Genomic DNA, 19,208 nt, shown 5'->3' on the forward strand with positions numbered 1-19,208 from the left:
GGACACAAGACGAATTTAAAAATAAGCAAAGCTAATTAGGTGATTTTATGAAGTATTACATTGCGAGCTCATTTGCTAACATTCATACTGTCCGTGAAGTTGCGGCTCGTTTGGATCAATCTGGATGTCAAAATATCTATGATTGGACCGCTAGCTCAGTGGCTAATCTTGAAGATTTGAAGAAAATTGGGATTCATGAGAAAGCGGCCGTGATGAATTGCGAGGTGTTTATCATGATTTATCCGGCGGGAAAGGGTGGTAATACAGAACTTGGGTTAGCGTTAGCAACGAATAAAAAGATAGTCATCTATGCAATGAATCATGATATTTTAGATGTTGCCAAAACGAGTAGCTTTTACCAACTACCCGAAGTTACGGTAGTTTTCGGCAGTATTACTGAGCTTACATCATTGGTTTTAAATGGTAGCATTTAAACGATGTCGCTAAATTGCTGTTTAAATGTAATGTTATTAAGCACCAAATTTAAAAAACAAGCCGGCCATTTCTGGCCCGACTTGTTTTTTAGCGTAACTAATTACAATTGACCACTGAGGTGCTGATGGTGCTGGTTTGAGCTGTGCTGCCACAAATGGTGAATCGCACGTAGCGCCCACCCCAGCACCATCAGCAACCATCCAATCGTACCAAGGTGAATCGCAAATTGAATGTGGACGGGCGATAGAAGTAAGGCATCAAGACCGGCTAATAGGCCCCACAAAAAGAAGAAGACACCGGCACCAAACGGAATTTGGTAGACAAGTTTTAAAGTCATCGTTTTCAACATGATAATCCTCCATTTCATGTTTAATAGTCAGTAGACTAGGCAATTAGAAAGTAAAGAATAACGATGATTCCTAGGATGATTCGGTACCAGCCAAATGGTTTGAAGTTGTTTGTTTTGACGTAATCGAGCAACGCCTTAATCGCAATGTAGGCGGTGACAAAAGATACAACAATGCCAGTTAACAGAATTAGACCTTCCTCGCCAGCGAGCGTGCCACCATGCATGAAGAACTTAAGCAGTTTGAGCAGTGTGGCGCCAAACATGGTTGGAATGGCGAGAAGGAAGGAAAACTCAGTGGATGCCAGGCGTGAGGCCCCGAGAAAAATACCGCCAAGAATCGTTGCACCAGAACGTGATGTTCCGGGAACAAGAGATAAGAGTTGAAAACAGCCAATTAGAAAGGCAACGCGATAAGAGATTTGCGGGACTGTTGAAATGGTGGGCGTCAGTGCGGCATTGTGGTTTTCCACGAGGATAAACAAAATACCGTACAGAATTAGCGTGATGGCGACAACAACCCAGTTCATTAGGTGAGCGTCCATCCAATCATTGAGTAATAGGCCAACGACTACGGATGGGAGAACTGCGAAGATGACTTTCCCCCAAATTTGCCAAGTGGCTTGTCGTTCAGCCAATGTTTTACGAGGCGAAAAGGGGTTCAACTTATGGAAATAGATGATCACAACGGCAAGAATTGCGCCAAGTTGAATGGTGACGTTGAACATATTAATGAATGCGGTGGACTGATGTAACTTAATAAACTGGTCGGCTAGGATAAGGTGACCAGTTGAGCTGACCGGTAAAAATTCGGTAATGCCTTCAATGACGCCTAAAATGGCTGCTTTGATGATATCTAACACGTTGATTTCCCCGCTTTTTGTAGTTAGTTGATTGGTGGGTAATGGGCGATGCTAATCAACTTTTAGCCACAGTATAACGGAGCAATGTAATGACTTAATGTCGGGTTTATATTAACTATGTAAACGTTTGGTAAAGGTTGGGATAACACAGTAGGCCACAAAAAAAGTTTGCCGTTTTAAATTGGCAAACTTTTTTGTGGTTTTTATATTCAACTTTTTGTGATGCTGTTTTTATGCAGTGAGGATTTGGCAAAATTCAACAATCTCACCATTAGGTCCCTGGATATTAAAGTATTTAATCCCGTGGTCCCAGAAGGGCAGTGATTGAACTTCGTGGTCAATCATTGTGAAACCGGCGTCTTTAGCAGCGATGAATGCTTCATCAGCGTCACTAGTATTTAGGGAAATATGATTGATTGCACCAGGCTTCATTGGCGTTTCATCAGCTGTCCAAGTTTCAATAGTGAGGTGGTTAAGTGTCATGAAAGCAACTTGACCGTCGCCATTCTTGAATTGGCCCCGTTTGGTAAAACCGAGTGATTCCCAAAAAGCAATGGACTTAGATAAATCTGTTGTTGGAATACCCACGTGTTGAACGTCGTCGATAAAATCTGTAATTTTCATAATGATATCCTTTCAAGTTTGAGTGACTTTTGATTAAGCATTCGTTTGTTTCGAAGGGGATGGTGTGGCGCTTTCTGCATGGCCAACATCCAACGCTTGATGTTTTAAGTTGGGGAACACAACACGGTCTGCGATTCCCGTGATGCCGCCTTGGAAGACGAAGGCAAACAGGGTGCCAATCCCAAAATTAGTGAAGTCGCGGGTGATGGCAAACGCAATGATGGCCATGATGGTCGGTGGAATGTAAGAAGCCCACATGGCTAGGTTGGCGTTACCACGACAGTATTTGAAACGGAGAATCTGCATTAAATCATCTGCTGGATGCAAAACGAGGTTGACGCGTTGGTAAATTGAAATTGCGATAGCGATGAGTGCAACGCCGAGAAAATTTAAAATGACGTAAAAGCTAATCATCCAAATGCCATGGGCCTGCGGGAGACCAGCAAATAGTTGTGGATAAACACCGTTAAAGAAATCCGCAAATAGTTGAATCAAGGCTGAGAAGGGCACCATAAAAATCAAGTTGCCGAGAGCCCGGCGCCATTCCCATTTGCCAACCAAAATAGCGTTTAAGACGGTGGTCAGCATCCCAAAGATAAGGAATGCCCAGAATAGATTCCAGTGAATGGCAGTCCCTAAATTGGCTTCAGCAGCCGTCCAATACGCGGAACCAAGAAAAGATGGGTGAATCTTTGACGACGTGACCAAAGTTAAGACATTTCCCGCCGAGTTAATTACCAATGAAAGAACGAAGAGGCCGATTGAAGATCCCATGGAAATGGACCGACCATTGTTTGATTGTGTCGTCATGTTGAAAACTCCTCACTTAAATATAGGACCAAAGAAACGCGTTATGCTTGTAGTTCTCGCAATGCTAATGCAAAGTTACCCAGTGTCGCTGAGCCGTTATGTTTAATGGCAGGCATGGCGATGTAATCGTCAAGATTACCAACATTAACGTAGTCGTTCAGAAGTTCACTGAACTGTTGTCGAACTTTCTTTAAAAATGGCTCGCTAACCACGCCACCACCGAAAATGATTTTGCCGGGTCTCATAATTAGCGTGACCTGCAATGCTGCTTGGGCAACGTAATACGCCATGATGTCCCAGACATGGTCAGTTAACGGGACTTCCTTGCCAGGTTTGCCAGTTCGAGCTTCAAACGTTGGCCCAGCGACTAAGCCTTCAAGACAGTCGCCGTGAAATGGGCAAATACCCTTGAAATCGAGGTCATCAGGATGACGTTTGAGACGCACATGGCCCATTTCTGGATGCCCCATTTCGCCAAGAAAGTCGCCATCAATAATGGCGCCGGCGCCAACACCGGTACCAATGGTGTAGTAAACCAATGAGTTGATTCGTTCATTGGTTAGCGTCGACATAACGTACTCACCATAAGCCGAACCATTGACGTCAGTTGTCCAAAACATGGGAATGTCAAAAGCCTCTTTTAATGTGCCGATGAAGTCTGTATCTGCCCAGTTAGGCTTAGGTGTATTGGTGATGTAACCGTACTTGGGATCGTTACGGCGTAGTTCAATTGGACCAAATGAGGCCACCGATAGTGCTTTAATGTCGAATTGACGAAAGTAGTCAATCGTTTTTTGGAGGGTTTCCGCCGGCGTGGTCGTGGGGAAACTAACAATATCCTTCGTACGGTAATTTTCGTCACCAACGGCACAAACAAATTTAGTGCCGCCTGCTTCAACGCTGCCTAATAACATAGTGATGCTTCCTTTCTGATACTCAGTAAATGTAGTTGAAATAAAAATGTGAATGATTAATTTAAAACTTGTAAGCGATTACAATGTCTAATCATAGCCACACACAGAAAGGAGAACAATCTTTATTTGAGGATATTGTTAACTTAATCACTAACCATGTTGATTGTTATACTCCCGTTGTGATGGGCTTTTAAAGGGGGTAAAGGAAATCAATTAGGCGGCTGTGAAAGCCAATGGACGGTCAAAGCACCGAGACAAACGTTTGTCTTTGAAAGGCGAAAAATCAGTATGAAAATGGTTAATCGTTTTCATGTGGTCTGGTTAAAAACAATAGAGACAAACGTTTGTTTTAAACGCAATGAAGGTGAGTAAAACATTGAAGTAACAGGCCTGAAGTAAGGGAAGATACTGCTTGGACATGGTCGACTACTGGGGTCAATTTGGCCTAATTTGCCTTAAAAGTGGGTTGTTTCATCCGCGGGAAATTTTTACAATAACGAATGTTATGAAATTCACATACAAATCAGAAACGGGGTTTATGAAATGAAGGCACTTGTTCTTGAAGGCTTAAAAGAGATGAATGTGCGTGATATCGACGCACCCAAGGTTCCAGCCAATGAAGTAAAAATCCAAATGAAATATGCAGGCATCTGTGGCACGGATACGCATCTTTACCAAGGACTCCCAGGTTCGGCTCAAGCAACGCCACCAATCGTTTTAGGTCATGAGAATTCAGGTCAAGTGGTCGAAGTTGGTGCTGACGTCACGACAATTAAAGTTGGTGATCGGGTGACAATTGACCCCAACATTTACTGTGGTCATTGTCGTTACTGTCGTGAAGGTCGTCCACAATTGTGTGAGAACTTGTCAGCCGTCGGTGTAACACGGAACGGTGGACTTGCAGAATTTGTTACTGCACCAGAATCTGTCGTTTACCCAATTCCTGATGAACTCTCTTTTAAAGCGGCTGCTTTAACCGAACCAGTTAGTTGTGCTGTGCATGGGGTGAAATTACTGGATTTAGATCCTGCACAACACGTGTTAATTATTGGTGATGGTTTTATCGCGCAACTCTTTACAGCGATGATTAAGTCATTGGGTGTGACACATGTTGACGTTAGTGGTCATAATGATCAAAAACGTGACCTGATGAAACGTTTGGGTGCTGAGAACGTTTATAACAACGGCACTGAAACTGTTCCTTCTGGTTATGACGTGGTCGTTGAAGTTGTTGGTGCGCCTGCGACTCAGGCTGCCGCAGTTGACGCTGCAGGTAAGGGTGGTCAGGTCTTGATGTTTGGGGTTGCTAACCCAGATCAAACTTTCGCACTGAACTCTTACGACATTTTCCAAAAAGAACTGACAATTAAAGGTTCCTTCATCAATCCATACGCTTTTGAAGATTCACTGGCATTTTTGGCAGGTCATCAGGAGTTAGTTGAATCATTAATTTCAGATGAATTAACGTTTGATCAAGTTGCTGATTTTCTTGGTGGCAAGTTTGATCACAAAGTCAACAAAGCCATCGTGAACGTCAGCGAAAGTGTTAAATAGTAAAGCAATATTTTTATAGAATTAAATCTTTGCTGTATGCAAAAAAGCACGCGTTCCTTCACTAAAGAGTGAGGAGAACGCGTGCTTTTACTTACTACAGGATCTATTTAATTAGCGATGATCCGAATCTGTGTTTAAGGTTAATTGCATTTCTACAAATGGATACTGACCACCATTTGTGGCTTGCCTTTTCCTTGGACCGTCAATGATGGTTCCATTCCGGGGCCAACTTCGACGACCGAATATTAAAAGTTTTGGTGCAACGTGACTGGTAAGCGTTGGGTCGTAACTGGTGCAGTCGGTGTCGCAATTCGATTAAGCAAAGTTGTCACAGCGGCGTGACCAATCGCATATGTCGACTGTTGGACGGCAACCAGATCCACGTCGAGGTAATCAAACCAGCTGAGGTAATCGAACGTACCCAACTTAAAGCCCGCCAGTTTTCCCTGTTGTTTGAGCAATTTCATGACTTGGCTGAGGATAACACTGTCGGCAACTATCAGGCTATCGATTTTTTCTTGTTGTAGGAGTTCGTTGAGCGCTTTGGCCGTGGCAGCAGGGGTATAGTCCGTTTGGCGGGTGAGGTTACGTTTGGCCGGCAAACCATTGTCCGTGAGCGCCTGTTGGTAGCCGTTGAGACGTTCGATTGCTGAAAAAGCGACCTGGCTACCGATGAAACCAATCCGTTTGCTATCGGCATCGATCAAGCGTTGGGTCAGGTCACGGGCAGCTACCGGATTATCCGTCAACACGGCGTCATAGTGATGAATGCTGTCTGCGTTGGGCACCCGGTCCACGAAAACAGTGGGCGTGGTTTGCGTTAATTTATCGTAATTATCAATCCCACCAGTACTGGCAATAATTAAGCCGTCGACCATCTGACCGGTCAGTGCATTTAAAAAACGTGTTTCTTTAGCGGCTTGTTCGTCCGTATTAAACAGCACCATGCGTTTGCCGGACAAAGCTAGTTCATCGCCGATGCCACGAAGAAGCTCCGTGAAGTAGGGATTAAGAATGTTGCTGACAATGATGCCAATTGTGTCTGTTTGTTGGTTACGAATACTTTGCGCCAACGTATTTGGCTGAAAGTTCATGTCTTCTGCAATTTGATGAATTCGTGCTCGCGTGGCAGGTGTCACGCGGGGACTATCCCTCAGAGCGCGAGAAACAGTCGACGGGGCCATCCCGACGCGCTTGGCAACATCTGCTAACGTTACGTGTTTTGCCATGTTAACTTCCTCCGTTTGCAACACTAAGTGCCCATCATTGTGAATGATTAAACTAATTTTAGCATATTCGGTTACTTTCAATAAGCTGGATTAGTGGCGGAACAGCAATTGCCACTCCAACCACAGCCACAGGCCAAACAAGACCAGCACGTAAAGGGCGCATGCCCAGAAGGCAACGATAATAAAAGTGTTGATGATAAACATTCGGACGACCAACAATCCTAAGGCCAGAACAGCGGCGATTACCAACCGTCGTTGAATGGCGTCGAGGTGCTGATGAAGCTCTTGTTGAGACAAACTGACCAATCCTTCCTCTTTTCTTGCATTTTACACGCTGAACACGTTAGGGTGGTAGGTAACATCAATTAATTAATGAATTTAGGCAAGTAAATTTTTAAAACTAGAGAAAAAGGGTGAATAACCGTGTTCTTATCGATGAGCCACTTAAACAAGACATACTCCGGTAATAAGGTTGCCGTTGAAGATTTCAACCTGGAAATTGAAAAAGGCGAGTTTATCTGTTTTATCGGGACCTCTGGCTCCGGCAAAACAACGACCATGCGCATGATCAACCGGATGCTAAACCAAACTTCTGGCACGATCCAGATTGAAGGTCAGGACATTTCCAAGATGAATCCGGTTCAATTGCGACGTCGAATTGGTTACGTGATTCAAAATATTGGTTTGTTACCGCATATGACGATTCGTGACAACATCACGTTGGTGCCTCGCTTATTGAAGTGGTCTGAGGACAAACGTAATCAACGGGCTAAAGAAATGATTGAGATGGTGGAACTACCAGACAGCTTCCTAGATCGTTATCCAGCTGAATTATCTGGTGGACAGCAACAAAGAATCGGTGTGGCCCGTGCATTAGCAGCGGATCAGGACATTATCCTGATGGATGAAGCCTTTAGTGCATTGGACCCCGTGACGCGTGAAATGTTACAGGATCTTGTAAAAAATCTGCAACAGAAATCTGGTAAGACCTTTGTGTTTGTTACGCATGACATGGACGAGGCGTTGAAGTTAGCGACGCGCATTGTTGTGATGTCTCACGGAAAAATGGTTCAAGTGGCCACGCCAGAAGAAATCTTGCGCCACCCGGCCAATGACTTCGTTGAGGAACTGATTGGCCGTGACCGCCTTATTCAGGCTAAGCCAAGTATCACCACTGTTGGTCAGGTGATGTTAAAAACGCCAGTTGCGATGGTTTCATCAGCAACTTTGGTTCAAGCGTTGAAGCTGATGCATGACCGACGGGTTGATACGCTACTGGTCACGGATAAAGAAAATCATTTGCGTGGCTTTGTGGATATTGAGACCCTAAACGATAACTACTCACCAACCAAACAACTGGGTGATATTTTTAACGAACGCATTTTCTATGTAAATGAGAATGCGGTCATTCGTGATACCGTGGATCGTATCTTGAAACACGGTTATAAAAACGTCCCTGTTGTGGACGACGATGGCAAGCTGGTCGGTATCGTGACGCGGGCTGCACTGGTGGACATCGTGTACGATGCGCTATTTGTTGATGATAAATTGGAAAGTACAGGCAATGATGATCAGGAGACAACGGGGACGACTCAACCGAGTTCTGACAGTGCCATGAGTCAAACTGCTAAGTCTGCCCAAGGTCAGCAAGCCAGTGCAGAATCTGCTGGTACAACAACATCCGATGAGACAAAGGTGGGTGATTAATGATGATCACCTTCCTACAAAATTTTGGTGGCCAATTAATCTTTAAAACGTGGCAGCATCTGTATATTTCAGGAATTTCTTTGTTTCTTGGCGTAATCGTGGCGATTCCACTTGGTGTTTTGTTGACACGCTTTAAAAAGATTGCTGGAATTGTTATTGGGCTAGCCAGTGTCTTACAAACGGTACCGGCGATGGCTCTACTAGCATTGATGATTCCACTGTTTGGTATCGGTGCTAAACCAGCTATCATTGCGTTATTTATCTATTCGTTGTTACCGATTTTAAGAAATACGTACTTAGGATTAGAAGATGTGAATCCCAGTGTCTTGGATGCTGCCAAAGGGATGGGCATGAGCCAACTTGAGTCCATTCGAATGGTCGAGTTACCGTTGGCAGCGCCGGTGATTATGGCTGGCGTCCGTTTGTCAGGCACTTACGTCATTGCGTGGGCAACGTTGGCTTCTTATATCGGAGCAGGTGGCCTCGGGGACTTTATCTTCAACGGTTTGAACTTGTACCGGGGGGACCTGATTCTTGGTGGCTCGATTCCCGTTATTATTTTGGCGCTAGTTGTGGATTATTTGTTGGGTCTGCTAGAAAAGGCTCTAACACCGCGGGTTACCGGCGATGAAGGAGGTCAAAGCTAATGCGACATTTACAAAGAAAAGTTTGGTCATTAGTCATTGTTGCGCTAGCTGGTGTGATGCTTTTGAGTGGCTGTGGTTTTCCCGGTCTCAACAACTCGTCAACAGGGACAGTTCGGATCGCATCCATGTCGACAACGGAATCACAGATCATGGCAGAAATGCTGAAAGATCTGATTGAGCATGACACGAATTATAAGGCAACGATTGTTTCAAACTTGGGTTCAGGTAACGTTACTTTCAACGCGCAAAAGCGTAACGATGCGGATTTATCTGCGGTGCGTTATACGGGAACGGATTTAGAGTCAATCATGGGTAAAAAGATTGACCGCTCTCGCACGCAGGCCCAAACGGATGCTTACGTTCATCAATACTTTAAGAAGCATTATCACATGACGTACTTCCCGAGCTATGGATTTGCGGATACTTATGCGTGGATGGTGACGAAAGAGTATGCCAAAAAGAATCATGTGAATACAGTTAGTGACCTAAAGTCACACGCGAGTCAGATGAAAGTGGGAATTGATCCGATTTGGGAGAATCGTCATGGCGACGGTTACGCCGATTTCAAACGGACTTATGGGTTTTCGTTTGGCGATTTGTATCCCATGCAAATTGGTTTGGTTTATGAAGCGTTGTCACAAGGTCGGATGGATGCTGTGTTAGGCTATTCTACAGATGGGCGAATTAAGAGTTATAACTTAAAGGTTTTAAAGGACAATAAGAATTTCTTCCCGCCCTATAACTGTAGCGTTGTGGCCAATGATGCTGCCTTAAAGAAGTATCCCCAACTGAAGAAGACACTGCGTAAACTGAGCGGCAAAATCAGTTTGAACACGATGCAGAAGTTGAATTATGAAGTGGATAATAATCTTGAGGAACCTGCGACGGTTGCCCAACGTTACTTGCATCAACATCATTATTTTGAAGGGGGCCGGTAATATGAGTCAGCTAAATATATGGCAACAATTACTGTATTATTTTGAGCATAATGGCTTATATGTTTTGAGTCAGTTTAACCGACACTTCCTTATTTCGATTTATGGCGTGTTGTTTGCTGCAATCGTTGGTATTCCGATTGGCATCTTGATTGCCCGTAATCGTCATTTGAGTGGCTGGGTAATCGGAATTGCCAATGTTATTCAAACGATTCCGTCTCTAGCAATGTTGTCGGTGTTAATGCTTGGCCTTGGTCTTGGCGTGAATACCGTTATCGTGACAGTGTTTCTGTATGCGTTATTGCCAATTATCAAAAACACGTATACCGGGATGTTAAACGTTAATCCAGATGTTCTGGATGCCGGCAAGGGGATGGGGATGACCCGTCTTGAAGTGCTGCGTTACATTGAACTGCCGCTTTCGTTGTCTGTTATTATGGCAGGCATTCGAAACGCTTTAGTGCTGGCAATCGGAATCACTGCGATTGGTTCGTTCGTTGGTGCTGGTGGTCTTGGTGATATCATTATCAGGGGCACGAACGCCACAAATGGTGGTGCAATCATTTTAGCTGGCGCTTTACCGACCGCTTTAATGGCCATTGTTTCCGACGCAGTGTTGGGTTGGCTACAAAAGCTATTTGATCCTTCGGCACGACGCAATCATGCGCAGGGTGCAGAAGAGTAGACAGTATTTGTAACTTCAATAACTAGGCGCGCCACTACTTTAATGAGCGTGGATTACGCTTACGGTTGTCAACATTGATACACCCGCCGTGGGACCGGGTCGAGCCCGAAATTCGCGGTCTTTCACCTCGCCGTAAAGCCTCGTGAAAATCCGAGTCTTCACGACAGTCCGTTGTGTAAATTCGAGAGAAACATTCGAATTAACACAACTTTCACGGCTCGGTATCAATGTTGACGCCCTCCGGTTAACAAAGTGACAGGTTTGCGTGCAAAATATGTAAATGGAAATTTGTAGAATTTTAACTCTTGTAGTAGTGGAGCTGACCGGAAACAGAGTTCCGTGTCGGCAACACTTGGCGGCGAGAATTTAACCGCTTAGTGTTGCGGGATGACTTATGAGACGTGGTTTGACGGCTCATAATCAAGGGAGAAAACCGCGTTTTGTGCGGGTTGAACCCGGTCCCATGGAACGGCGTTTCCGATTAGCGTAACGGCTGCTACATTACTATGATTTAGCTACTAGGAAATTCAGGATTTTTAGCTAATGAGGATTGTTATTTAAATTGAGTGCTAGGCGTTGTTGTTCACTGAAGTAGTTGACGACAGCGCCTTTTATTGAAAAAGGTGACAGTAAATGCGTGATTACAAACAAACGCAACGTGTAATTCAGGACTTGTTGGATGACCAGATTGTACCCGGGGTCAGTTACGCGTTGATCGATGGCTCAGAAGTGTACCAAAAGGTGAAGGGTGATGCCCAGTGGTGGCCTGAACATGAACCGTTAAAAACGGGGATGCTGTACGATTTGGCCTCGTTGACTAAGGTAGTTGGTACCACGACGGCATTATTACAATTAGTTGAGCAAGGTCAGCTTAGTGTCGATGATAAATTGGCCCAGTTCGTTCCTGGATGGCATGATAAACGCATTTCACTACGGGATCTGCTGACGCATACGTCGGCGGTTGCGGGATACATTCCACATCGTAATGAGTTGCCCGCCAATCAGCTTAAACAAGCGTTATTACAGTTGCCAGTCGGTGACACGTTTGAACAGCGCGACCATTATACCGATATTGGCCTGATTTTTATTGGCTATGTGTTGGAAGCCGTGTATCATCAACCAGTGCAACAGATTATTGAGGAACACGTTTTGAAACCGCTGAAAATGGTTGCGGCGACATTTACACCAGATCCGTCAAACAGTGTGCCAACCGAATTGACTCAACAAGGTCTGATTCGCGGACGTGTTCATGATCCGAAAGCCGCTATTTTAGGCAAGCATTGCGGCTCTGCTGGGTTGTTTGCGTCATTAGCTGATATGACAACTTTTGCACAGTGGTTTTTAAGTGATCGTGACGACGTCTTGGCTGCCAAGACGCGTGACTTGTTGCGGACAGATCAAACACCATCGCACGACTTGGGCCGTTCATTAGGGTGGAATTTATTAGCGAGTTCGGATAACACACATTTGGTCAGTTTTCACACGGGGTTTACCGGCACCATCATCATTTTGGATCGGGTTACGAAACAGGGGTTAGTGTTATTGACAAATCGAGTGCATCCGAGCCAAAAAAATCACCGCTTTATTGAGTGGCGACCGTCGTTATACCGAACCTTTTTGGATGAAGTTGCTGGTGGTTAAAATAACGGCCGACACACTGTGCTAAACTGAAAGAAGTGTATAGCCCAGCTGTGGGTTAAATCCAAATTAATTACAATTAGGGGTGCGTTTGATGACTGAACCAATGTTTATGATTCCAGTGTTCCATGAAAAAATTTGGGGTGGCACTGGTCTTCACGACCGCTTTAATTATGATATTCCAACGGATCACACCGGTGAAGCGTGGGCCATTTCTGCTCATCCACATGGTCCCGCAACGGTTGTAAATGGTGAATTCAAAGGTGAATCATTGGACACGATTTGGGCTCAGCATCGTGAAGTATTTGGCAATGCTAAGGGTGATGTGTTCCCATTATTGACAAAAATTTTGGATGCCCACGAGGACCTGTCAGTGCAAGTTCATCCAGACGACGCTTATGCGGAAGAGCATGAGCATGAACTTGGCAAAACTGAGTGTTGGTACGTGATTGCCGCAGAACCGGGTGCAAAACTTTATTACGGTCATCATGCACAAACTCGTGAACAACTCGCTGACTGGATCAATAATGACCAGTGGGACAAGTTGTTCCGAACAGTACCGGTGAAGGCCGGCGATTTCTTCTATGTTCCTAGTGGCACGATCCATGCGCTCGGCGCTGGGATCATGGTGCTTGAAACACAGCAGAGTTCGGACACAACGTACCGTGTTTACGATTGGGACCGGACGGATGCTAAGGGTCGCAAACGCCCATTACACAAGCAACAAAGTATCGATGTGACCACGGTACCGCACGTTGATCCAAAGCTTGATATTACAAAAACAACAGTTGGCAAGGCCACAATCACAAAGTTCGTTGCCTCTGAATTCTTTGCGGTTTATGAATGGCGGACAAACGGTGGAGAAGCCCACTTTAGTCGTGGCAAGGCGCCTTACACTTTGGCATCTGTACTTGATGGCCGTGGTGAACTGATTGTTCCCGGTGAGCAGCCATACACCCTGGTTAAGGGAATGCACTTCATTATTCCGTTTGGCATCAAGGAATGGACCGTTAAAGGTGATGTGCAAATCATCGCCAGCGAACCCGGCGCTAAGGCTTAGTGCTGATTAAAGTTCACAATCGCTGTCACTGGAAGTAGCATTAATTGAACAATTGAGAAGTCAACCGGACCTGTTACTAACATGTAGCAGGTCTTTTTGTGTACCCATCAATCAAGCGTAAAAGCTAATTTTGCCAAGTAAACCTATTCGGAAAATAGTGGTTTTAGTGATTAGCGACGGGAACTAAATTAAATCAACCGAACTTACCAATTGAAATAAAGAAATTAATGTTTGCATCGAAAATGTAGTTATCATTGATGGCTGTCATTTTTGAAAATGGGTAGGCTACATGGTGAATCTGATATTTAAGCAGGTTCAGTGAGACTGACAAAGGGACAAGAAGGTGACAATTATGCCAAGTTCGGCACTTAATCAACTTATGATGATGTATGAACGAATGAAGCAGCTCGTGGAACACGACACGTTAACAGATGATGTCGCGGCGCAGTATCAGCATCAACTCGCCGGTGTTGTGATTGACGATGACGTGGCACCTGCTGAGCAACAATTCCTAAAGGGACTACAGAATAATATTTCCGCGATGCTGGCGGCTGTCGGTCACCATAGCATTTTTCTGACAGTCATTAATGATGATGGGTCTTTTTCACCGTTTGAAATCAATGTCACAGATATGATTCATCTGCGTGAGACGGACTTAGATTTATATAATCGATTGCAAGACGATGCGTTTATTTATCAAACGCAGCATTTGGACGGACCGGCGGCATTAGCGTTGTTCCAACGGGCACCGTGGTCGGCAGGCTCACAGTAAGGGGGCATCTGTATGGCACAACAACAACTGGCGCGTAATCTGCGCAATCGCCAAATTCAGCTGATTGCAATTGGTGGCACCATCGGCACTGGCCTGTTTTTAGGATCTGGCCGTGCCATCCATTTGGCGGGACCGTCAATTCTCCTGAGTTATATGTTAACGGGGGTAGTCACGTTTATCATCATGCGTGCGCTAGGCGAAGTGCTTCTTTCTGATGAACGATTTAATTCATTTGTCGATTTTATTCGCCAATATTTAGGAGAGACGGCTGGCTTTATCGCAGGGTGGACATACTGGCTGTGTTGGCTAGTGACGGCGATGGTCGAACTGACTGCTGTTGGGCTTTACTTTCGATTCTGGTGGCCTTCGCTGCCTCAATGGTTACCAGGGCTCGTATTGTTGCTGGTTTTGCTGGGACTGAACCTAATCACAGTTCGTTTGTTCGGTGAAACGGAATTTTGGTTTGCTTTGATCAAAGTGGCGGCCATCATCTTATTGATTATCATTGGTACGGTCATGATTGTCATGCATGTCAGAACGGCTAACGGGGTCGTTGGTTTGCAGAATCTGGTCAGTCATGGTGGGCTGATGCCAAACGGCTGGCGTGGCTTCGTGACCGCGTTGCCAATGGTTGTCTTCAGTTTTGCTGGCATTGAATTAATCGGTCTCACCGCTGCTGAAACGAAAGACCCCCGAAAGATTCTCCCCAAGGCAATCAATGAACTGCCGGTAAGAATCATTTTGTTTTACGTCGGTGCACTATTCATTATCATGACGATCATTCCGTGGACGGTGGCCAATGCGAACCAAAGCCCGTTTGTTCAAGTATTCGCAGCTGCTAGAATACCGGCCGCCGCCAGCATTATTAATTTTGTGGTTATCACTGCGGCAGCATCGGCTTGTAACAGTGCGCTGTTTTCGACCGGTCGGATGCTTTATACCTTGACGAATCGCTATCATGGTCGAGGAATTGCTAAGCTGGGCCGTTTATCTAAGACACAGGTGCCGGGCAACGCACTGACCTTTTCGGCGGGAATTATCGTCATTGCATTAATTTTAAATGGCATCATTCCCAACCAAATCTTTACGATTTTGGCAACGATGTCGACTACTTGTTTCTTGTTTGTCTGGGTCATGATTGTTGTGGCTCATTTGCGATACCGGCAGAAGGTAGGTGTCGGTGACGGGACGTTTTTGACGCCCTTAACACCTGTAAGTGACTATTTCGTACTGGGCTTTTTGGCATTTGTTGTCATTGTGATGTTATTTAATGCGTTAACAATTGTGTCAGTCTTTGTTGTCGGTGGTTGGCTGGTTTTGCTGTTTATCATCAAACGAACAAAGACAGACATTATTCGACGGACGAAATAACGCGCAATGTAAGCAACAATGCCGGTTTATGAATGGGAGGAAATCAACATGGCATTTGTTCAATTAAAGGATCATAAATCACGTTACTTATGGATTCCAGACGACTATACTTTGATTTCAACTGAATCGCATGAACGGAACGGCGAACCAATCACGATTGAACGCTATCAAGAGCAGCCAACGTTTTTATTACATGGTGCACAGGTAACCACTATCTATGCAAACGATGGTCAGGACTTACAAAGTTACCACAACTATACACAGGCACCTGATCAGCCATTGCCGGGCACTCAGGAGGCAGAGAAGTTGGCCGAAGATGTTTGGACCGATACGGATCCAGATTTTGCGCGCGGTCTATCTTTGCTGGTTGTGGAAAATCAGCAACGTTCTTATGTGAACGCTAATGGCGAGGAGCACCAGTTCCCAGTTTTGTGGGTCAAATTCGCTCATGAGAATGGGTCGTATAATTGGGTCACGGTTGCTGGCGGTAACAAGATTGTTGAAGTTGAGCGTAATTCCGAATGGGATTACTTTGGTGGTCGCCGTGCTACAGAAGAGTGGGACAACGACGACTGGGTCCAGGCTCGAAATGGTGAACGGCCACAGTTGGCTGCACCACATGCGAGAGCATAGATAGTTGTCAAAGTGTTTGTTTTGAAACTTGGCTTTAGCGTAACGTAAAAACGACACAGCGTGATTTTTCACGCTGTGTCGTTTTTAGTTGTTTGAATTCTTGTAAACGTTAGAACGTTGCTGGAATAACCATGTTTTCCCGTTCACTAAAATCTTGGTCTGGATACTTGCGCTTTAATGCGGCGACTAGCAGATGTTTAGCAATGTCACCGTTCCGAGTCAGGATGGGACCGTGAAAGTAGGTGCCATAGACATTTTTGTAGTGGACACCTTCAGTGCCATCCGCACCGTTGTTACCAGCACCTTCAGAGACAACTCCTAGTGGCGCCTCATCCTTACCAAGAAATGTCATTCCTTGATGATTTTCAAAGCCATGATAGACTTCACCAGTTTGTTCATCTTTGATAATCGTATCGCCGATAAAACGATGGTCATGTTGATTCTTCGTATAGTGGCTCATAGACTTGGTTCCAGTAATCCGCTCGCCATCTGCACCAATATAATATTGGCCCAGTAATTGAAAGCCGCCGCAGATAGCTAGGGTAGGGCCGCCGTCTTCGATAAAGTCGGTAATAGCTGCCGCCTTTGTTGGTAGGTCTTTAGCCACGATGGTTTGCTCGAAATCTTGTCCACCGCCAAAGAAAACAATATCAAAATCATTAGGATCAAATGGATCACCGAGACTGACCAACTTAGTCGTCACATCAGCGTCCATTTTTTTGGCGTAATACTGCATTGCTAAAATATTACCGACGTCACCATAGGTATTCATCAGATCGCCGTAAAGATGGGCGATTGTTAAATGATAGTTAGCCATTAAGCACCCATTCCTTCCTTTATCAAACCTTCATTGGCTAATTGTTTACGTAATTGTAGCACGGCTGTATAGGTTGCCAGTACATACACTTTTTTTGTTGGCAGTTCCTTGATCTTGGCAGTGACCTTAGTTAAGTCAGGTTCAATCATCGGTTGATCGATACCAGCCACCTTGAGTCGGAACGTAATGTCTTTATAGCGCTCGCCACCGGTCAAAAATGCCTTTATTTTGGGATTCTCGCCAGTACCGGCAGTACCAAGCTTTTCAAACTCACCATCCCAGATCCAACTAGTATCAATACCGTCAGCATAATTGGCGTTGAGTAAGCCGACGAATGAGAAGTCCTCAGGTTCCGTTAAAATCATGTCGATAACCTGGTTCACACCAACGGGATTCTTAATTAAAATCAAGGTAACGTCTTTATCGCCGACGTGAACGACCTCTTGGCGGCCGAAGACGCGTTCATCACTGGTGAAAGCTTGGCGAATTTGAGCAGGTTCTACATTGAGAAAACGACCAACGGCGTACGCGGCGAGCGCGTTATAGATATTGTATAAACCACCGATGCCGATCTTAAATGGTTCCCCATCCAAATCAAACGTTGATGCAGTTGGTGTCATGGCACCTAATTTAGTAACTGCATAGTTAAGTTCTGGACGGTGGAAACCACAGTTAGGGCAGAAGTAATCGCCTAAGTTACCGTAAGTCATAAAATGATAGTGCAAAACGTGCTGACACTTTGGACACAGGATGCCATCCGTATTCGTCGGTGCCTTCATATCACCTTGTGGGAGGTGATTGAAGCCGTAGTAAATTTTGGGGTTAGGCAGATCAACTGAGTTAAAGAGTTGAGCGTCACCATTCGCAATGATAGTCGCTTCAGGTGCAAGCCGCACGCCATCAATAATCTTTTTGTACGTCGTGTAAATTTCACCATAACGATCCATTTGATCACGGAAAATGTTGGTGAACACAAACGCAATGGGCTTAATGTAGCGCGTTACTTTAATAACGTTTGCTTCATCCACTTCCAAGACAGCTAGTGGCCGTTGCCCCCGTGACCGTTTGGCATGAAGAAATGTGCCGACAATACCTTGTTCCATATTTGAACCAGTGGGATTTGTCAAAACATGATCGTATTTTTCGCGTAAAACACGCACGGTTAGGGCAGTCGTCAGTGTCTTTCCGTTTGTTCCAGTAATCACGATGACATCATAATTTTGACCCAAATGTTTCAAAATTTCGGGGTCAATCCGAGCTGCTAGTTTGCCAGGCAATGATGAACCACCGTGCATAAATGTGTGTAAAAACCAGTATGATGTCTTGCCAACTGCTGTGGCAACCCCGCTTCGTAATGACATGAAAAGCTCCTTTAATCTGTAATTAACTTTAGCCAGTTTAGCACATCTCGTCTAAAACCCATTGACGGATGCTCAGTTTTAATGAATTCACTAACTACTTAATCTCTTGATCAGAAAAAGCAAGTTCAAACATGTTTGGCCGTCGTGCTGTTCAAGCATTGGTCCATTCGGTATAATGGAAAGCGATAAAATTTTTGACAGAGGAAGGCATCGCATGGCACAGTTATTTTTCCGGTTCGGGGCAATGAACTCAGGTAAGACGATTGAAATCTTAAAAGTTGCGCACAATTACGAGGAACAAGGCAAGTCCGTCATTATTATGACAAGTGCCGTGGATACTCGTGATGGTGAAGGTTACGTTTCAAGCCGAATTGGTTTGAAGCGTCCAGCTCACACCATTAAAGCAGATACTAACGTCTTCGAGGCCGTTAATGAAATTGATCCGGAAGCGTCTTGCGTGCTGGTTGATGAAGCTCAATTTTTACAAAAACACCACATTTTGGAGTTAACTAAGGTTGTGGATGAACTGCACATTCCGGTGATGACGTTTGGACTGAAGAATGATTTTCGCAACGAATTGTTTGAGGGATCAAAATACCTATTACTTTACGCTGACAAGATTGAAGAAATGAAAACGATTTGTTGGTTCTGTGCCAAAAAGGCGATCATGAATCTCCGTTTTCACGATAATAAGCCCGTTTATGAGGGTGAACAGGTCCAGATTGGCGGAAATGAAAGTTATTATCCAGTGTGCCGTGAGCATTATTTTAACCCGCCTTTACAGAAGTAAACTGACAGAACGAGCGA

The 19,208-nt window shown here is 44.9% G+C and carries 21 protein-coding genes; 12 read left to right on the top strand and 9 right to left on the bottom strand.

What is annotated here, in order from left to right; translation table 11 throughout:
- The first annotated feature begins 47 nt into the window (after positions 1–47).
- Entirely contained in the window at positions 48–434 is a 387-nt protein-coding gene (locus LDK34_RS03915) for a hypothetical protein (protein WP_236941501.1), read from the top strand.
- Between the two features lie 101 nt (positions 435–535).
- Here LDK34_RS03915 and LDK34_RS03920 read toward each other — a convergent pair whose 3' ends face one another.
- From LDK34_RS03920 to scrK, 5 genes are all read right to left on the bottom strand, one after another.
- On the bottom strand, positions 536–784 hold the full coding sequence (locus tag LDK34_RS03920) for a hypothetical protein (RefSeq protein ID WP_178942839.1): 249 nt from the start codon (positions 782–784) through the stop codon (positions 536–538).
- Positions 785–819: 35 nt separating this feature from the next.
- Complete coding sequence (locus LDK34_RS03925; protein WP_178942838.1) at positions 820–1,644, bottom strand: undecaprenyl-diphosphate phosphatase; 825 nt, start codon at positions 1,642–1,644, stop codon at positions 820–822.
- A 231-nt stretch (positions 1,645–1,875) separates the two neighbouring features.
- Positions 1,876–2,268, bottom strand: a complete 393-nt coding sequence (locus LDK34_RS03930) for a VOC family protein (protein ID WP_178942837.1) — start codon at positions 2,266–2,268, stop codon at positions 1,876–1,878.
- Between the two features lie 33 nt (positions 2,269–2,301).
- Positions 2,302–3,078 (bottom strand): DUF6198 family protein, encoded by a 777-nt coding sequence (locus tag LDK34_RS03935; RefSeq protein WP_178942836.1) that lies wholly within the window; start codon positions 3,076–3,078, stop codon positions 2,302–2,304.
- A 41-nt stretch (positions 3,079–3,119) separates the two neighbouring features.
- On the bottom strand, positions 3,120–3,992 hold the full coding sequence (gene scrK, locus LDK34_RS03940) for a fructokinase ScrK (RefSeq protein WP_161004235.1): 873 nt from the start codon (positions 3,990–3,992) through the stop codon (positions 3,120–3,122).
- Positions 3,993–4,535: 543 nt separating this feature from the next.
- On the opposite strand from scrK, the gene LDK34_RS03945 reads away from it, so the two are divergent.
- Positions 4,536–5,546 carry a zinc-dependent alcohol dehydrogenase family protein gene (locus LDK34_RS03945; RefSeq protein ID WP_178942835.1) on the top strand — a complete coding sequence of 337 codons (1,011 nt, stop codon included), beginning with the start codon at positions 4,536–4,538 and terminating at the stop codon, positions 5,544–5,546.
- Between the two features lie 245 nt (positions 5,547–5,791).
- Here the strand turns inward: LDK34_RS03945 and LDK34_RS03950 are convergent, their stop codons facing one another.
- Positions 5,792–6,775 carry a LacI family DNA-binding transcriptional regulator gene (locus tag LDK34_RS03950; protein ID WP_178942834.1) on the bottom strand — a complete coding sequence of 328 codons (984 nt, stop codon included), beginning with the start codon at positions 6,773–6,775 and terminating at the stop codon, positions 5,792–5,794.
- Positions 6,776–6,865: 90 nt separating this feature from the next.
- Entirely contained in the window at positions 6,866–7,072 is a 207-nt protein-coding gene (locus tag LDK34_RS03955) for a hypothetical protein (RefSeq protein ID WP_178942833.1), read from the bottom strand.
- A gap of 138 nt (positions 7,073–7,210) precedes the next feature.
- On the opposite strand from LDK34_RS03955, the gene LDK34_RS03960 reads away from it, so the two are divergent.
- The 9 genes from LDK34_RS03960 to LDK34_RS04000 all read left to right on the top strand — a co-directional run bounded on the left by LDK34_RS03960 (position 7,211) and on the right by LDK34_RS04000 (position 16,223).
- A complete protein-coding gene (locus LDK34_RS03960; RefSeq protein WP_225439176.1) occupies positions 7,211–8,482 on the top strand; it encodes a betaine/proline/choline family ABC transporter ATP-binding protein in 1,272 nt (423 codons plus the stop codon).
- A 2-nt stretch (positions 8,483–8,484) separates the two neighbouring features.
- On the top strand, positions 8,485–9,129 hold the full coding sequence (locus LDK34_RS03965) for an ABC transporter permease (RefSeq protein WP_178943484.1): 645 nt from the start codon (positions 8,485–8,487) through the stop codon (positions 9,127–9,129).
- The gene (locus LDK34_RS03970; RefSeq protein WP_178942831.1) at positions 9,129–10,067 is read left to right on the top strand and encodes an osmoprotectant ABC transporter substrate-binding protein; all 939 of its coding nucleotides are present in this window, start codon (positions 9,129–9,131) and stop codon (positions 10,065–10,067) included. The genes LDK34_RS03965 and LDK34_RS03970 overlap by 1 nt, the downstream gene beginning before the upstream one ends.
- Before the next feature lies 1 nt (position 10,068).
- A complete protein-coding gene (locus LDK34_RS03975) occupies positions 10,069–10,749 on the top strand; it encodes an ABC transporter permease (protein ID WP_178942830.1) in 681 nt (226 codons plus the stop codon).
- Positions 10,750–11,382: 633 nt separating this feature from the next.
- Positions 11,383–12,390 carry a serine hydrolase domain-containing protein gene (locus tag LDK34_RS03980; protein ID WP_178942829.1) on the top strand — a complete coding sequence of 336 codons (1,008 nt, stop codon included), beginning with the start codon at positions 11,383–11,385 and terminating at the stop codon, positions 12,388–12,390.
- A gap of 91 nt (positions 12,391–12,481) precedes the next feature.
- Positions 12,482–13,447, top strand: coding sequence for a mannose-6-phosphate isomerase, class I (gene manA / locus LDK34_RS03985; protein ID WP_161002457.1), 966 nt, complete (start codon positions 12,482–12,484; stop codon positions 13,445–13,447).
- A gap of 352 nt (positions 13,448–13,799) precedes the next feature.
- Positions 13,800–14,219, top strand: coding sequence for a hypothetical protein (locus tag LDK34_RS03990; RefSeq protein ID WP_178942828.1), 420 nt, complete (start codon positions 13,800–13,802; stop codon positions 14,217–14,219).
- 12 nt (positions 14,220–14,231) lie between these two features.
- A complete protein-coding gene (locus LDK34_RS03995; protein WP_178942827.1) occupies positions 14,232–15,590 on the top strand; it encodes an amino acid permease in 1,359 nt (452 codons plus the stop codon).
- A gap of 48 nt (positions 15,591–15,638) precedes the next feature.
- A complete protein-coding gene (locus LDK34_RS04000; protein ID WP_236941502.1) occupies positions 15,639–16,223 on the top strand; it encodes a hypothetical protein in 585 nt (194 codons plus the stop codon).
- Positions 16,224–16,332: 109 nt separating this feature from the next.
- Here the strand turns inward: LDK34_RS04000 and LDK34_RS04005 are convergent, their stop codons facing one another.
- Both LDK34_RS04005 and LDK34_RS04010 read right to left on the bottom strand, forming a co-directional pair.
- Entirely contained in the window at positions 16,333–17,040 is a 708-nt protein-coding gene (locus LDK34_RS04005) for a type 1 glutamine amidotransferase (protein ID WP_178942826.1), read from the bottom strand.
- Complete coding sequence (locus tag LDK34_RS04010; RefSeq protein WP_178942825.1) at positions 17,040–18,401, bottom strand: Mur ligase family protein; 1,362 nt, start codon at positions 18,399–18,401, stop codon at positions 17,040–17,042. Before LDK34_RS04010 ends, LDK34_RS04005 begins: the two co-directional genes overlap by 1 nt.
- Before the next feature lie 214 nt (positions 18,402–18,615).
- Here LDK34_RS04010 and LDK34_RS04015 point away from each other — a divergent pair, with 214 nt between their 5' ends.
- Positions 18,616–19,191, top strand: coding sequence for a thymidine kinase (locus LDK34_RS04015; RefSeq protein WP_017261024.1), 576 nt, complete (start codon positions 18,616–18,618; stop codon positions 19,189–19,191).
- Positions 19,192–19,208: the final 17 nt, after the last annotated feature.

The sequence above is a fragment of the Furfurilactobacillus milii genome (genome assembly GCF_021654115.1).
GTDB classification, from domain to species: Bacteria; Bacillota; Bacilli; order Lactobacillales; family Lactobacillaceae; genus Furfurilactobacillus; species Furfurilactobacillus milii.

What these genes read in the sequence shown, in the direction of transcription:
- LDK34_RS03915 (WP_236941501.1), top strand. Translation starts at nt 48, where the DNA reads ATGAAGTATTACATTGCGAGCTCATTTGCTAACATTCATACTGTCCGT.
- LDK34_RS03920 (WP_178942839.1), bottom strand. Translation starts at nt 784, where the DNA reads ATGTTGAAAACGATGACTTTAAAACTTGTCTACCAAATTCCGTTTGGT.
- LDK34_RS03930 (WP_178942837.1), bottom strand. Translation starts at nt 2,268, where the DNA reads ATGAAAATTACAGATTTTATCGACGACGTTCAACACGTGGGTATTCCA.
- LDK34_RS03935 (WP_178942836.1), bottom strand. Translation starts at nt 3,078, where the DNA reads ATGACGACACAATCAAACAATGGTCGGTCCATTTCCATGGGATCTTCA.
- scrK (WP_161004235.1), bottom strand. Translation starts at nt 3,992, where the DNA reads ATGTTATTAGGCAGCGTTGAAGCAGGCGGCACTAAATTTGTTTGTGCC.
- LDK34_RS03945 (WP_178942835.1), top strand. Translation starts at nt 4,536, where the DNA reads ATGAAGGCACTTGTTCTTGAAGGCTTAAAAGAGATGAATGTGCGTGAT.
- LDK34_RS03950 (WP_178942834.1), bottom strand. Translation starts at nt 6,775, where the DNA reads ATGGCAAAACACGTAACGTTAGCAGATGTTGCCAAGCGCGTCGGGATG.
- LDK34_RS03960 (WP_225439176.1), top strand. Translation starts at nt 7,211, where the DNA reads ATGAGCCACTTAAACAAGACATACTCCGGTAATAAGGTTGCCGTTGAA.
- LDK34_RS03965 (WP_178943484.1), top strand. Translation starts at nt 8,485, where the DNA reads ATGATCACCTTCCTACAAAATTTTGGTGGCCAATTAATCTTTAAAACG.
- LDK34_RS03970 (WP_178942831.1), top strand. Translation starts at nt 9,129, where the DNA reads ATGCGACATTTACAAAGAAAAGTTTGGTCATTAGTCATTGTTGCGCTA.
- LDK34_RS03975 (WP_178942830.1), top strand. Translation starts at nt 10,069, where the DNA reads ATGAGTCAGCTAAATATATGGCAACAATTACTGTATTATTTTGAGCAT.
- LDK34_RS03980 (WP_178942829.1), top strand. Translation starts at nt 11,383, where the DNA reads ATGCGTGATTACAAACAAACGCAACGTGTAATTCAGGACTTGTTGGAT.
- manA (WP_161002457.1), top strand. Translation starts at nt 12,482, where the DNA reads ATGACTGAACCAATGTTTATGATTCCAGTGTTCCATGAAAAAATTTGG.
- LDK34_RS03990 (WP_178942828.1), top strand. Translation starts at nt 13,800, where the DNA reads ATGCCAAGTTCGGCACTTAATCAACTTATGATGATGTATGAACGAATG.
- LDK34_RS03995 (WP_178942827.1), top strand. Translation starts at nt 14,232, where the DNA reads ATGGCACAACAACAACTGGCGCGTAATCTGCGCAATCGCCAAATTCAG.
- LDK34_RS04000 (WP_236941502.1), top strand. Translation starts at nt 15,639, where the DNA reads ATGGCATTTGTTCAATTAAAGGATCATAAATCACGTTACTTATGGATT.
- LDK34_RS04005 (WP_178942826.1), bottom strand. Translation starts at nt 17,040, where the DNA reads ATGGCTAACTATCATTTAACAATCGCCCATCTTTACGGCGATCTGATG.
- LDK34_RS04010 (WP_178942825.1), bottom strand. Translation starts at nt 18,401, where the DNA reads ATGTCATTACGAAGCGGGGTTGCCACAGCAGTTGGCAAGACATCATAC.
- LDK34_RS04015 (WP_017261024.1), top strand. Translation starts at nt 18,616, where the DNA reads ATGGCACAGTTATTTTTCCGGTTCGGGGCAATGAACTCAGGTAAGACG.